Annotated in this window: 13 protein-coding genes and 1 pseudogene; 9 read left to right on the forward strand and 5 right to left on the reverse strand. The window is 73.0% G+C overall.

Annotated features, from left to right (window positions below):
• Positions 1–157: 157 nt before the first annotated feature.
• Both ACWDRR_RS23420 and ACWDRR_RS23425 read left to right on the forward strand, forming a co-directional pair.
• A complete protein-coding gene (locus tag ACWDRR_RS23420) occupies positions 158–394 on the forward strand; it encodes an EF-hand domain-containing protein (RefSeq protein WP_449774138.1) in 237 nt (78 codons plus the stop codon).
• A 215-nt stretch (positions 395–609) separates the two neighbouring features.
• Entirely contained in the window at positions 610–1,425 is an 816-nt protein-coding gene (locus ACWDRR_RS23425) for a sulfite exporter TauE/SafE family protein (RefSeq protein WP_449774139.1), read from the forward strand.
• A 366-nt stretch (positions 1,426–1,791) separates the two neighbouring features.
• Here ACWDRR_RS23425 and ACWDRR_RS23430 read toward each other — a convergent pair whose 3' ends face one another.
• Entirely contained in the window at positions 1,792–2,859 is a 1,068-nt protein-coding gene (locus ACWDRR_RS23430) for a hypothetical protein (RefSeq protein WP_449774140.1), read from the reverse strand.
• Between the two features lie 150 nt (positions 2,860–3,009).
• Here ACWDRR_RS23430 and ACWDRR_RS23435 point away from each other — a divergent pair.
• Positions 3,010–3,306 (forward strand): annotated as a pseudogene (locus ACWDRR_RS23435) (MmyB family transcriptional regulator); the annotation flags it as partial.
• Positions 3,307–3,620: 314 nt separating this feature from the next.
• Here the strand turns inward: ACWDRR_RS23435 and ACWDRR_RS23440 are convergent.
• Positions 3,621–5,435 carry a CocE/NonD family hydrolase gene (locus ACWDRR_RS23440; RefSeq protein ID WP_449774141.1) on the reverse strand — a complete coding sequence of 605 codons (1,815 nt, stop codon included), beginning with the start codon at positions 5,433–5,435 and terminating at the stop codon, positions 3,621–3,623.
• Positions 5,436–5,956: 521 nt separating this feature from the next.
• Positions 5,957–6,721 carry a C1 family peptidase gene (locus ACWDRR_RS23445; protein WP_449774142.1) on the reverse strand — a complete coding sequence of 255 codons (765 nt, stop codon included), beginning with the start codon at positions 6,719–6,721 and terminating at the stop codon, positions 5,957–5,959.
• A 704-nt stretch (positions 6,722–7,425) separates the two neighbouring features.
• On the opposite strand from ACWDRR_RS23445, the gene ACWDRR_RS23450 reads away from it, so the two are divergent.
• Positions 7,426–8,838 carry a DUF7507 domain-containing protein gene (locus ACWDRR_RS23450; RefSeq protein WP_449774143.1) on the forward strand — a complete coding sequence of 471 codons (1,413 nt, stop codon included), beginning with the start codon at positions 7,426–7,428 and terminating at the stop codon, positions 8,836–8,838.
• 133 nt (positions 8,839–8,971) lie between these two features.
• Here ACWDRR_RS23450 and ACWDRR_RS23455 read toward each other — a convergent pair whose 3' ends face one another.
• Together ACWDRR_RS23455 and ACWDRR_RS23460 are read right to left on the reverse strand one after the other, a co-directional pair.
• The gene (locus ACWDRR_RS23455; RefSeq protein WP_449774144.1) at positions 8,972–9,214 is read right to left on the reverse strand and encodes a hypothetical protein; all 243 of its coding nucleotides are present in this window, start codon (positions 9,212–9,214) and stop codon (positions 8,972–8,974) included.
• 36 nt (positions 9,215–9,250) lie between these two features.
• Entirely contained in the window at positions 9,251–9,382 is a 132-nt protein-coding gene (locus tag ACWDRR_RS23460; protein WP_449774145.1) for a hypothetical protein, read from the reverse strand.
• A 52-nt stretch (positions 9,383–9,434) separates the two neighbouring features.
• On the opposite strand from ACWDRR_RS23460, the gene ACWDRR_RS23465 reads away from it, so the two are divergent.
• From ACWDRR_RS23465 to ACWDRR_RS23485, 5 genes are all read left to right on the forward strand, one after another.
• Complete coding sequence (locus ACWDRR_RS23465) at positions 9,435–9,827, forward strand: Imm32 family immunity protein (protein WP_449774146.1); 393 nt, start codon at positions 9,435–9,437, stop codon at positions 9,825–9,827.
• A gap of 125 nt (positions 9,828–9,952) precedes the next feature.
• Positions 9,953–10,498, forward strand: coding sequence for a hypothetical protein (locus ACWDRR_RS23470; RefSeq protein WP_449774147.1), 546 nt, complete (start codon positions 9,953–9,955; stop codon positions 10,496–10,498).
• Positions 10,499–10,886: 388 nt separating this feature from the next.
• Positions 10,887–11,744, forward strand: coding sequence for an NAD-dependent epimerase/dehydratase family protein (locus tag ACWDRR_RS23475; protein WP_449774148.1), 858 nt, complete (start codon positions 10,887–10,889; stop codon positions 11,742–11,744).
• A gap of 125 nt (positions 11,745–11,869) precedes the next feature.
• On the forward strand, positions 11,870–12,748 hold the full coding sequence (locus ACWDRR_RS23480) for a LysR family transcriptional regulator (protein ID WP_449774149.1): 879 nt from the start codon (positions 11,870–11,872) through the stop codon (positions 12,746–12,748).
• A gap of 126 nt (positions 12,749–12,874) precedes the next feature.
• Entirely contained in the window at positions 12,875–13,498 is a 624-nt protein-coding gene (locus ACWDRR_RS23485; RefSeq protein ID WP_449774150.1) for a DJ-1/PfpI family protein, read from the forward strand.
• The last annotated feature ends 42 nt before the right edge of the window (positions 13,499–13,540 follow it).

Consider the following 13,540-nt stretch of genomic DNA (forward strand, 5'->3'; position numbering starts at 1 on the left):
AACTCGGATTGGACGGGACAGGAGTTCTTGCCCGATCGGCGGCGCGGCCGGCCGAGTGGCCTGGCGGTTCCATCGGAAGCCCTGCCGAAACGATCACTGATGTGGTTGGCTCGCCCCCGGTAGAGCTCGTACGGACACACAAAGAATGGGGTGGGACATGGCAGACGCGGAGAAGGAAGAGAAGGCGGCCATCGTGCAGGCGTTCGTGGACCAGATCGCGGGCCCGATGACCGTCCAGGAGGCCGAGGACGTTATGCAGGCGATCTCCGCCCAGCTGGGCTCCTACGGGCAGCTGGCGAAGGAGACCTTCAAGGGCATAGGGGCTCGGGCCGACAAGGACGGGGACGGCATGGTCACCGCCGAGGAGCTCAAGCAGGCTCTCCTCGCCCTCTGATCCACTCCGGCTGGAGCCGGGTGGACGAGTCCGGCACGGTGATGGGCGGTCGGGGCGTCGTGCCCCGACCGCTCCTCACCCGCTTCCGCGTCGGCCCTCGTACCGGGCCACGCCGGGAGCCGCTTCGCCAGGCCCTCTCCAAGATCCAGATTGCGGCGCCGTTCTGTGGGATCTGACGTAGCGCGCGGGGACCAAGTCCCGCGAGGATGCCCGCCATGGCCATGGACGACGACCTCGCCCCCGTCCGCTCGACGCACCCGGTGCCCGTGGTGTTCGCCGCCGGGGCGGCGATCGGCGTGCTCGGCGGGATGATCGGACTGGGTGGGGCGGAGTTCCGCCTGCCCCTGCTGATCGGCCTGTTCGGGTTCGCCGCCCTGTCGGCGGTCATCCTGAACAAGGCGATGAGCCTGGTGGTGGTGCTGACCGCACTGCCCGCCCGGCTCGCGGCGGTGCCCGCCTCGCAGGTCGCCGAGCACTGGCCCGTCGCGGTGAACCTCCTCGCCGGGAGCCTGCTGGGCGCCTGGGCCGGGGCGTCCTGGGCGGTGAGGATGCGCTCCGCCACCCTCTACAAGGTGCTGGCCACCCTCATGGTGCTGATGGCCGCCGCCCTGGTGTTCACCCACACCGCCGACCTGGACGGCCTCGCCCTCCCGCTGTGGGCGCAGATCCCGGCCGGGGTGGTGACCGGGTTCGGCATCGGCGTGGTCGCGGCGATCATGGGTGTGGCCGGGGGCGAACTGCTGATCCCCACGATCGTGCTGCTCTTCGCCGTGGACATCAAGACGGCCGGGAGCCTGTCTCTGCTGGTGTCGCTGCCCACCATGCTGGTCGCCTTCGCCCGGTACTCGCGCGACGGCAGCTTCGCCGTCCTGCGCGCCAACGTCCGCTTCACCGCCGTGACGGCCGCCGGCTCGATCATCGGGGCCGTCCTGGGCGGGCTGCTGCTCGGGGTGTTCCCGGACGTGGTCCTCATCCCGGCGCTCGCCGTGATCCTGCTCGTCTCCGCCGTCAAGCTCGCCCGGCACGATTGAGCCCGGACTGCGGCTCACCCTGGTGACAACCGTCCTGGCGATCCGGTGACAGATACCCTGCAACGTTCCGCGGGAACACCCAGGTGAGCGGAGGCCGCTGGTGACATCTACCGCGGCTCGGCACTGTTCGCCGTCGTTGGCGAGTGTTCGGGCTTGTTGGCGAGGCAGCCGCGACGATCACCTGAACTGTGTTTCTGCCAGTGGGAGCGCACCAGTCCGAGGCTGGCGGGGACCGACAGGGGGCGCACCTGATCCGTCGTGGGGCATGCCGGACGGCGGGAAGCGTCGGACGGAGTTGGTGCCCGGTGTCGAGCGTGCGAAAGGCCCCCGTCGTGACGACGGGGGCCTTCGGTGCTGCGGGCCGGGTCAGCGCCAGGTGGCATCCTCGATCTGGAACCGGCCCGGTGTCGCGCCCGCGACGAATCGCAGGCAGTCCTTCTCCACGACCAGCGGGCGCCCCTTCTGGCGGGTGCCCTGCCAGATCTCGTAGTGGGTACCCATGTCGTAGAACGTGGTGCCGTCCACCTTGGAGCCCTGGGAGGCGACCCAGCCGTCGGAGGAGTCGATCCACCGGCCCTTGAGGTCGCCTCCGGAGGTGATCTGGAGGTAGCCGCCCCAGTCGCCGTCCTCCTCCCACCCGCCGTCGGCGACCTTCACCCACAGCGTCTGGCTCTGCGCGTGCGCGATCTCGCCCTGGTTGCGGTTGACGTAGCCGCCCTTGTCGTCGCTCCAGACCAGGGGGCTTGCGACCTCGTTGACGCCGAAGCGCGCACCGTCCTTGGACCGGACCGTCCGCTCCGGGGCGCGGTGGGGGGTGTAGGTGTCGCCGGGGAGCTCGGCCTTGGAGACCACGATCTTGTAGACGTCCCAGGCGAAGTCCCGCAGGTGCTTCTCGGCGGTGGTGGGGAAGGTCTTGCGCAGGTAGTCCTTGAAGGCGTTCTCGTCGACGACGCTGTCGTCCTGGACCTGGCGGACGATGGTCCGCAGCCGGTCGCCCTCGGAGCCGGCGACCTTCGCGTCGGTCGCCGCCACGTCCTCCCTCTCCCCCGGCCGGACGGCACCGGTGTAGTCAGCGACCACACCCGCGTTCGAGCCGAGGTTCGCCAGGCCCGCAGGCAGGCCCGGGACCGCGGACTCCTGGTTGTAGGAGCTGCTGTAAACGACCCCGGTGTCCTGGGCTGCCGGGGAGTCCCCAGGAATCTGGGTGTCGTCCCCGTCGAGTACGGAGACGACCCCCATTCCGCCCAGGTCGTGGACAACCAGCTTGCCCCGGATGAGCGCGTCGATACGGCCCTGCTTACCGGCCTCGTGCGCGGCCTCGACCTTCGCGATCTCCGCCGCGTCGAGGACCTTCCTGTCAGGCGCGCCCGGGTCATGGAAGATCAGGAAGCTGGTCTTGCGCAGATAGCCCATCGAGTGGTCCTCCCATGTCATCGGTCAGTTGCAGCAGGCAGACGCTAACCGATCAACGGCCTGTCGGGGCCGCGCCAAACCGCGTTCACCCGATCGAGCGAACTCGTCGCCAACACCCCTTCAGCTCGCGCGCTCCGGCCCGCAGAGGCACCCGTCCGCGACTGCCCCGCGATGATCGCCAACCTCGCCCGGACCGCGGACGGCGCCGCCCATCTGCGCGCGGCCCGGGCCGCCCACCCGCAGGACCGGGCACTGGCCGGGCTGATCGCCGAATTCACCGCGCAGGACGAGGACTTCGCCCGGCTCTGGGCCGAGCGGGAGGTCCGCGTCAACGGCCGCGGCCGCACGCTGCTGCGGCACCCGGCCGTCGGGACGATCGCCGTCGACTTCGAGGTCCCGCTCCCGCTGGAGGATCCGGAGCCGCGGCTTCTGGTCTACCGCACCGCGGACGACGAGAGCCGCGCGGCCCTGCACCGGCTGTGCGGCAGGTCGTACGCCGATAAGCCACCAGCCCGACCGGGTCGGCGCCAGGGATCCGGGGATGTGGCTGCGGTGCCCGGCCTCGGAGTCGAACCGCAGCCGGTACGCCGCGACGCCACGTCGACCAGTTCCGCAGCGAGGTCCGTGCCAGCAGGACCCGCGTCTCCTCCAGGCTCTCCGCGCACTGGCCCACTTCGGCCCACCCGTGTGCGGGCGCGGCGGAAGCGCCGGCCCCGGCGGGAGCGCGGGGTGCAGGTGCGGGCGGGCCGCCGTACTGCGGCCCGCCCGCACCTGAACCGGGTTCAGCCGAGCGGCAGGTCCAGGAAGACCGGGTGGTCGGCCGGCGAGGTGACGGTGGTGGTGCTGCCCTCGGCCCCGGCGAATGAGTACAGCTCGTCGCGGCCGTTCACCACCAGGGCCAGGCGGTGACCGGTGGGCAGGTCGTAGGCGGCGGGCTGCAGCCGCACCTCGACGAAGCGGTCCGTACCCGGCTCCGAACCGGACGCGGTGAACGGCTCGTGGGTGATGATCCGGGCGGTACCGTCCGGGGCGACGTCGAACAGGTACACCACCACGGTGGAGTCGCCCCCGGTGTTGCGGACGGTCAGACCCACCGTGGCGGCGCCGCGGACGGCACGGGCCACGCCGTCCCGGCCGGTGAGCGGCTCGCTCGACCAGACCAGCAGCTGCGACCGCTCGAACTTCGCCAGGTCGTAGACCTTGGGGTTGCCGTACCACTCCTTCTGCCCGGTCTGCAGGATGGCGTCCACCGCGGTGGCGGCGGTCGGGGCGCCGGCCGTGAAGTCCCGCTTCCACCCGGCGGCCTGCTCCGCGGTGGTCAGCGCGCCGTCCCCCGAGGCGCCGGCGGCGGAGAGGTGCCACCGCTCGGTGCCGGTGGTGACGTCGTCCCACGTCGCGCGCTCCTCGCGGCGGGCCGGCGCCCCGATCTGGTTGCTGCCGTCGGGCAGCGGCGTGGTCCGGTAGGTGAACATCACCTGGTTGCTCACCTGCGGCCAGCCTGCCACGCCGTTGTCCTTGCCGAGCAGGTGGTGGTCCAGCCAGGCGTAGGCCTCCTGGATCGGCTCGCGCAGGCCCGGGAACGCCTGGCCGGCCGGGAGCCCGGCCAGGCCGGGGCCCTCGGGGGCGCCGTGGTCGCCGATCCACAGGTTCAGCCGCTTCGGCCCGGTCAGCCGGTTGAAGTGGTCGACCGTCTGCCCGGCCGGGAACAGGGTCTCGTGCCAGGTGTTGGAGAAGAACGTCGGGACACCCCGTTCGTTGGTCCGATCAATGTAGGTCTCCGGGGACCGGTCCGCGGCCCACTGCCACACCTCCTCGGTGATCCTGCCGTTCAGGAAGTCGGTGAGGATCCGCCGGTTCTTCTCGTCGAACTTCTCCTCCAGCGGGCCGCCGGTGAAGGCGATCAGTGCCTTCACCGCCGCCACGTGCTGGGTCTCGTTGCCCAGCAGGCTGGTGGCCAGGTTGCCCCAGGTACTGAGCGCCACCACCGTGCGCACCCGGGTGTCGTGGGCGGCGACCAGCTGGCTGATCCCCGAGCCGTACGACTCGCCGAACAGTCCGACCCGCGACATGTCCGCCGTGGCGAGGTGCTCCGCCGCCCAGTCGATCACCGCTGTCCCGTCGGCCACGTCGTTGGCCCCGGCGACGTCGACGAACCCCTTGGACGTCGAGACCAACCCGGCGGCGCCGAGCCCGCGGGGCGTGTAGGCCAGCACGTTGTAGCCGCGCAGCGCCAGGGTGAGGTAGGAGTACAGGAACGGCAGCCAGCCGTAGGGGCTCCAGCCGGCCGGAACCACCACGAGCGGGCGCGGGTCGGGACCGTTCGAGCTGATGGAGAAGGCCGACAGGCTGACCCCCTCCTCCCGGGGGATCGAGTGGACGCCGACCGTCGCGACCCGGCGGACATCCGCCACCAGGCTCGCCAGCTCCGCCGGAAGCGTCCCGCCCTTCTCGCCCCGCACGGCGGCGAGCAGGGCCTTGCCCGTGTCGACGGCGGCCGGGTTGACCGTCAGGCCGGACCCCCAGAAGCCGTTCGCGGCGATATCGGTGAGCGTTGCGTCGGTGATCGACGGAATCGGCCCTGCGCCAGAAGCAGTCATGCGAACCACCCTCTTCGGTAACGGACAACAAGCCCTCGGGGGCCGGCCCCGGAGGCAGCGCGGGACACCCGGGTCCCGAAACGGGTACGCCCGGGAAGCGCCGAAAGCCATCATGATCAACGCATGCGCAGAGAACCTGAGCTTGCCTCACATTCGCCGGATAGGGTGAACCCCCGACCGATCCACCCGGCCAGCCGCCTTCCGTGTGCTATCTCCGTCGGTCGGGTGCGGAGTGACCGCCCCGCCCGCCGAGGCCGGCGGCCCGGAACAGCGGTACCGCGGGAAGGGGCTGGACCTCCGATCCGCCCCCGTGCACACGTACAGGCACAGAGCGCGGGAAGCGGCGGCCGGCCCGGGGGCGCAGGCACAACGCGAAGTGCAGGGCGCGCACCTGACGGCCGTCCCGGCAAGGCGCATCACCCCTCCTTCACCGTCCCCGAGGACGGCCTCCGCGCCCGCCCCGGGGCATGAGAAGGCCGCGGGGCAGGGGCTCGGGGTCGGGGCGGGCGGAGGGTCCGGGGCTACGCGGTTGTGGGCCACGGGTTCTGGTAGGGCGCGGGACGATTGAGGACGGGCTGGTCGGCCTCGGTGGCGATGCCGCACTGGTTGTCCTTGCCGCGGGACATCTCGATGTAGCCCTGGATGCCCCAGGAGGTGCCGTAGTCGTTCTTCACGAGCCAGTAGTCCTCCCCGGCGTCGGTGCCGTACCCGACGACGGTCGCGTACGTGTCCAGGTCCGTGGACGAGCACAGCGGCTCGTCGTACACGCCCGTGGTGTAGAGCTGGAAGCTGGCCCGGGAGGCGTCGATCCGGACGCGGACCGGGCCCTGGTCCACGGCCTGCCGCAGCGCCTCCTCGCTGCCGGACGGCCCCACCGGCTTCCACTCCCTGAACTCCTCGACGGGGAAAACCTCGCCCCCGCGGGGGTGGTCGCAGACGGTCTCGAAGACGTCCTGCCCGTTCTGGTCCACGACCTGCGGCTTGAGGACCCGCAGCGCGTGGCCGTTCTGGAGGACCCACGCGCTTTCGAGAACGGCGGCGGTGGCGAACGCCTTGCCGACCACCGCCCGGTCGCACTGCCCCCGGTCCGCCACCGGGGTCACCACCCCGGCGTCGCGCCAGTCGACGGTGGCCGCCCGGACGGCTCGCTCGGCGGCCGGAGCGGCGCCGCTCGCGGCGGCGGGCAGGGGCGCGCCACCGGTCACGGCGAGCGCGGACACGACAGCGAGCAGCGCGGTGCGCGCACGGTGGCGGGCAGCTGCGGGCGGGGCCTGAAAGGGGATCACGCGTTCCTCCGGGAGGACAGTGGGGCCTTCCCGGACGACGTACGGACGGCGTCCGGGACGAACGGTCTCAACGCACGAGTCATCCTGGGCAGCGGGCCCCTCCCCGCCGCTCGCGGCGCGCGGGTGCTGCGACGCGCACCACCCGGCCGGTGCTCCGCCGCCCTGCACGGAGCCGGCCGCTGCCCCCTGCCACTGGCCGACCCCGGCCCCGGCTTTCCGACATCGCCGTCCTGACGGTCTCCACCGAATCGCCGGGCTCCCCGTCGAGGTGCCGGGCCCGGCGCGGAGCCGACGGCCGTCACCAGGGCCAAACCCTGGCCATGGGGGCACACGGAGACGTCCCCCCGGCCCGTGCCGCCGGCTTCGCGCGGGCCGCGCAGAGCAGGGGCGGCCGGCCGGACGGATCGCGACCCCGTGCACTCCGGGAGCCGCACTCCACGCTCTCGTACGTACGGGAACCATTGCGCACTCTGAGGTCGGACGCCTCCTGCGACCGACGCCGCCCGGGCTCCCGGGCACAGGGCGTGTCGTAAGGCCGTGGGCCCCTTCCTCCATCCCCTCACCCCCGCATCGAGGGACCGCCCCGCTCCCGGTCGACGCCACCGGAGCCGCCGTTCCCGTGCACCGGTGGCCCGCTCGTGCGGGTCCCCGGGCCTGCGGCCAGGCCGGCGTCCAGCTCCCGGCATCGAACGAAAGGCAAGACCGTGACCACTCCCGTCCCGTCCCGCATCGCCCTCACGAACGGCAGCTTCGAGCAGCCCGTCATCGGCGGCGGCAACGCGCTGCTGCCCGACGCCTCCCAGACCCAGAGCCCGAACCGCGTCCCGGGCTGGCTGACCACCGCCACCGACCACGTCATCGAGATCTGGCACGACGGCTTCAACGGCGTCCCCTCCGCCGACGGCGCCCAGTTCGCCGAACTCAACGCCAACCAGGTCTCCACCCTCTACCAGGACCTGCCCACCACCCCCGGGGCCACGCTGTACTGGCGGCTCTACCACCGCGGGCGGCTCGGCCAGGACACCATGGCCCTGGACATCGGCAGGCCCGGCGCGACCGTCCAGCAGCGTCAGTTCACCGACGGCACCACGGCCTGGGGCTTCTACACCGGCACCTACACCGTCCCGGCCGGGCAGACCACCACCCGCTTCGCCTTCCGCTCCGTCGCCTCCGCAGGCGGCAACCAGTCGGTCGGCAACTTCCTCGACGGCATCTTCTTCGGCACCGCCCCCGCCGTCACCCTCACCAAGTACGCCGTCCCCGACGGGCCCCTCCAGGTGGGCGACGTCCTCACCTACCGCGTGGTCGCCACGAACGAGGGCGGGGGCAACGCCGAAGCCCTCGTCCTGACCGACACCATCCCGGCCGGCACCACCTACCGACCCGGCTCCCTGCGCATCGTCAACGGGCCCAACGCCGGCGCGAAGACCGACCAGGCGGGTGACGACCAGGCCCACTTCGACCCGGCGGGCAACCGGGTGGTGTTCAACCTCGGCAACGGCGCCGCCGCCGACCGGGGCGGCAGCCTGCCCAGCACCGACACCCTCCCGAACGGCACGACCGTCGAGTACCGGGTCACCATCGACGAGGCCAGCGGTGGCGGACACGTCAGCAACACCGCCACCGCCACCTACGAGAACCGCCTCGGCGCCACCCCCGCGCCCCTCACCGCCACCTCCAACCAGACCGACACCCAGATACTCCCGGCCGCCGACCTGAGCGTCACCAAGTCCGCCGACGCCACCACCGTCACCGTCGGCCAGACCGTCACCTACCGTGTCACCGTCCGCAACGCCGGACCCAACACGGCCACCGGCGTCACCGTCGCCGACCCCCTCCCGGCCGGCCTGGCGTTCGTCTCCGCCACCCCCGGCACCGGCACCTACGACCCCGGGACCGGCCGGTGGAGCGTCGGGGCGCTGACCGTCGGCGGCTCCGCCACCCTGGTCCTCCGGGCCAAGGCCACCACCCCCGGCCCGGTCACCAACACCGCCACGGCGCACGCGCCCGAGACCGACCTCCACCCCGCCAACAACACCGACTCCGTCACCGTCTGCGTCGAGGCCGCCCCCACCTGCTGCCCGCCGTCCGGCGGCTGCGGGCCCTGCGACTCCTGACCGCCACCCGGCATCACGCGTGCGGGTGACTAACGGCCGGCCACCGCTCCCGGCCGGTCGTCCGCGGCCACCGTTGTGGCGGCGCGGTACCGATCACCGTGCCGCCGCACGGCGCACCCCGCCCGACCGGGTGTCACCGGCGAGGGTCGCGCGGACGGTTCGACGCCCCGAGGCGCCGGCCCCGGGCCGGGCCGGGCCGGCCGCGCTCACGGTGCGGTCCGGTCCGGTCCGGCCAGTTCGGAGTGGGCCAGGCCCGGAGGAGCCTGCGGGCGGCTCCGCTGCTTCCGAGCCGGTGGACGGCGACGGCCGCCGGGCGGACGGTGAAGGCGTCGACCACCGCGTCCGGGGCGAAGCCGTCCGGGCCGCTCTCGCGCATCCGGTCGTTCAAAAGCGCGGAGCAGCGCAGGGGCGTTCATGAGGCCAAGGTCGCTCCGGACGGCGGCCGGCGCTGTTCGGTGATCGCCTGGTCGGTGATCGCCTGGTCGGTGATCGCCTGGTCGGTGATCCCCTGGTCGGCGTCCCGCAGCGGGGCCGCTGCTAGCATCCGTCCGGTCCGGCCGGGGCCCGGACCGGCCCGCCCCCCAGACGGAGGAACCATGCAGCTGCACTACTCGGACCACGGCGGGGAGGCCGCGCTCTTCGGCGGTCCCGACGAGCTGATCGCGCTCGCGGCGGTGATCCGCGCGGGGGCCGGCACCGTCGCGCTGGACCCGGTCGCCGATGCGGCGCCCTACGACCGCGGGCTGGCTGTCCTGGAGGTCGGGACCGCGGCCGGGGCGGCGGTCACGCTGTCGGTCGAGGGGCCCTCCGACCGGTACCGGATCACCGGGGAGCCCCGGCTGCTCGACGTGCTCGCGGCGAACGTCGAGGAGTACGCCCGTTACGCCGACCCCGACGACTCGCTCGACCACCTGCACGTCGATCCCTTCCCCGGCCACTACTACCTGTCGCCGGAGTCCGAGTCCCTGGTCGTCCACCTGAGCGCCTGACACCACCGGCTCCCCCCGCCACCTTTCGCGCTTGCCTCCCCCGGGCCCGTCGGGGGACAGTGGCCCCTGCTGCGGACGCCGGTGGGGGCGTGACCACGGGACACGGGGGGCGACGGATGTGCGCGATGGATGCGACGGCCATGGAGGCCCTCGTCGCCCGGTTCCTCGCCGAGCATCCGAGAGCCGGGCGCGCCGCGTGCGACCACCCGGCGCTGCGCGGCTGCGACGACGCCCCCTGGGAGCGGATCCCCGGCTGCCCCGCCGGGATCCCCGTCCTGCTGCGCGCCCTGCTCGACGAGGCGGTCGACGCCGAGGCGCTGCGCGTGCTGACCAACCTCCTGCTGAGCAGCGTCCTGCACGCGAGCGCGGCGATGCCGGTCGCCCTGCCGTTCCTGATCCGCCTCGCGGCCGACCCCGGCCTCCGGTTGCGGACCGAGCTGCTCGACCTCGTGCTCCTCGTCGCGAACATCGCCCGGCCCGTCGACCCGGACGAGGGCGCGGCGGGACTCTTCGGGCACGAGCTCGACCACCCGGAACGTGCCGAGTGCCGGGCCGTGTTCACCGAGCACGCGACCGAACTGCTTGCGCTGCTGGTCGACGAGACGCTGCCGGAGGGCCTGATCGGCACCGACGACCACGATGCCGTGCACGCCGTCCTGGCGTCCTGCTGACGCGTCCCGGCGGGCGGACCGGGGGCGGGGGGGCCGGGCCGGGCGGGCGCGCCCGGGCTCCCGGGCCGTCCGGCGCGCTCGTAGTCCCGCACCACGACGGCCGGACCGGCGGCGGCCAGCTGTGGCACGGTCACCGCCCACCCGGCCGGCGTCGTCACCGCGGCCGACCGCCCCCTGCCCCGCCGTTCGCACGACCGCCGATCGCGGTCGCGCGTGTCCCGCCCATCCGCCTCTCCGCCTCTCACGACGGGGGCGCGCGCCGGACGGCCCCGACCGCCTCCTCGATCCTGATGCCCGGACGGCATCACAGGCGCCGGAACAGGTCTTGGACGCCGGTACCGGCGCCGCCGCAGGCTGAAAGCGATCCCGAAACGAGAGGAACAACGTCATGAGGGTCTTCGTCACCGGCGGTTCCGGCTACATCGGCAAGGCGACCATCGGCGCGCTGACACGGCACGGCCACACCGTGCGCGCCCTGGCCCGCAACGAGCACGCCGCCCGGACCGTACGGACGCACGGGGCGGATCCGGTCACGGGCAGCCTGGCCGACCTGGGCGTGCTCAACGAGGCGGCAGCGGAGGCCGAAGCCGTCATTCACCTCGCCCAGGCGGCCACCGGCGCGGAGGATCTCGCCGCCGCCACCGCGATGCAGGACGGCATCGGCGCCGGCCCCTACGTACACACCGGCGGTACCTGGGTCTACGGCAACACCGACGGCGTCGTCGACGAGGACGCCCCGTGGGACCCGCCGGCCCTCGTCGCCTGGCGCCGCCCCGTCGAGGATGCCGTCCTCGCCCGCGCCGCGCGTGGAGGCCGTCCCGTCGTGGTCCGGCCCGGCCTGCTGTACGGCGGCGACAACCGGCTCATCGATGCCTACTTCACCCGTCCGGGCAAGCTGGCGGGCGCCGTCGCCCACATCGGAGACGGCTCGCAGCACTGGGCTCTGGTCCACGTCGACGACCTCGCGGAACTGTACGTGGCCACGTTGCGCGCCCGGCCCGGCGCCGTCTACGCCGGCGTCGGAGGAGTCGATCCCACGGCCCGGGAGTGCGCTGAGGCCATCAGCCGAGGAGCGGGTCTCGGCGGCAGGACCGTCTCCATCACTCTGGAGGAGGCACGCGCGGCCATGGGCGCCGTCGCCGACGCCTTCGCCCTGGACCAGCAGCTCACCCCGGCGCGCGCCCGCGACCAGCTCGGCTGGCACCCGACGTACACCGACCCGCTGACCGTCCTCGCCCGGGGCTGATCCACGCCCCGGCGGCCGGTCCCCGCGCCGACCGGGGGAGCCGCCGCCGGGAGCGGCACCCCGCCGGATCCCACGGGGTATCACCAGGTGTACGGACACCGATCAGGACGGGACACGGCCACGGTATGGACATCGACCTGCGGAAACTGCGGTACTTCGCGGCGGTCGCCGAGGAACTGCACTTCGGCCGCGCCGCCGAGCGACTGCACATCGCCCAGCCGGCCCTCTCCCGGCAAGTGCGCGCGTTGGAGAGCGACCTGGGCGTCACGCTCTTGCGCCGCGACCGCAGGGGCACCGTCCTCACGCCCGCCGGAGCCCAACTCCTCGACGATGTGGGCCCGCTCCTCGCGGCGGCCGAGGCCGTGGTCCGCCGGGTCACCGCCACAGCCGCCGCCACACGGGTCTTCACCATCGGGTTCATGCCCGGTATCACCGTCACCCCCGCGGTGCGGGCGCTCACCGCCCGCCGTCCCGGACTCGACGTCCGGCTGCTGCGCACCGGCTGGGAGGACCAGGTCGAGGTCCTGCGCGACGGACGGGCCGACGTCAGCATCGTGCGTCTGCCGATCGATCAGAAGGGGCTGCGCGTACTGCCGCTGTTCGGCGAACCGCGCGTCGTCGTGCTGCCGGCGGACCATCCGCTGGCCGACAAGCCGGCCCTCACGGTCGCCGACCTTGCCGGCGAGCACCTCCTCCAGGACCCGGACGCCGTACCGGAGTGGCGCGACGTCGCGCAGGAACTGCGCACCGGCGAACGCTCCCGCATTCCACCCATCCACAGCGTCGAGGAGAAGCTCGAACTGGTCGCCGTCGGCGCGGGCATCTGCGTGATCCCGCTGTCCACAGCGAACTTCTACACACGCCCCGACGTCGTCGCCCGGCCGGTCGAGGGCCTCGGCCCGGGGCAGGTCTGCCTGGCGTGGCCCGCCACCCGCCGTTCCGGGCTCATCCACGACTTCGCCGACGTGGCACATACCCTGTCACCACCGCCCACCTCAGCATGACCGCCACCGTGGACGAACCTTCCGCCATCGCCGTGGGGTGTCCCCGACGTGGCCCAGTCTTTGACCGTCCTGCTCGTGGGTCCCTACCGTCAACACCCATCCCACTCCTGCGGAAGGACAGCCGCCGTGCACATCGCCATCCTCACCTTCGAGGGCTACAACGAGCTCGACTCCCTGATCGCGCTCGGTGTGCTCAACCGCGTCAAGGCCGACGACTGGCGCGTCACCATCGCCACCCCCGGGCCCAGGGTGACGTCGATGAACGGGGTCGTCATCGAGCAGATGTCCACTCTCCAGGAGGCGTGCGCCGCCGACGCCGTCATCATCGGCAGTGGCATCGCCACCCGTGAGGTCGTCGAGGACCCGGCGATCATGAACGTCCTGCGCGACCTGGACCCCTCGCGCCAACTCATCGCGGCGCAGTGCTCCGGCGCGCTCGTGCTGGCCCGGCTCGGCCTGCTCGACGGCATCCCCGCCTGCACCGACCTGACCTCCAAGCCCTGGGTCGTCGCCGCCGGCGTCGAGGTGCTCAACCAGCCCTTCCACGCCAAGGACACCATCGCCACCGCGGGCGGCTGCCTCGCCTCGCACTACCTCGCCGCCTGGCTCATCGCCCGCCTCGTGGGCAACGACGCCGCCGAGAGCGCGCTGCACTACGTCGCCCCGGTCGGCGAGAAGGAGGAGTACGTCGAGCGCGCCTGGCGCAACATCGGTCCGTACCTGCCCGCTCCCGCACCGGCGCTGGTCTGACCGACCGGCCCCCGGCCCGGTCCCTCCTGACGGCCCGGGCCG

It is taken from the genome of Kitasatospora sp. NPDC003701 (assembly GCF_053587085.1).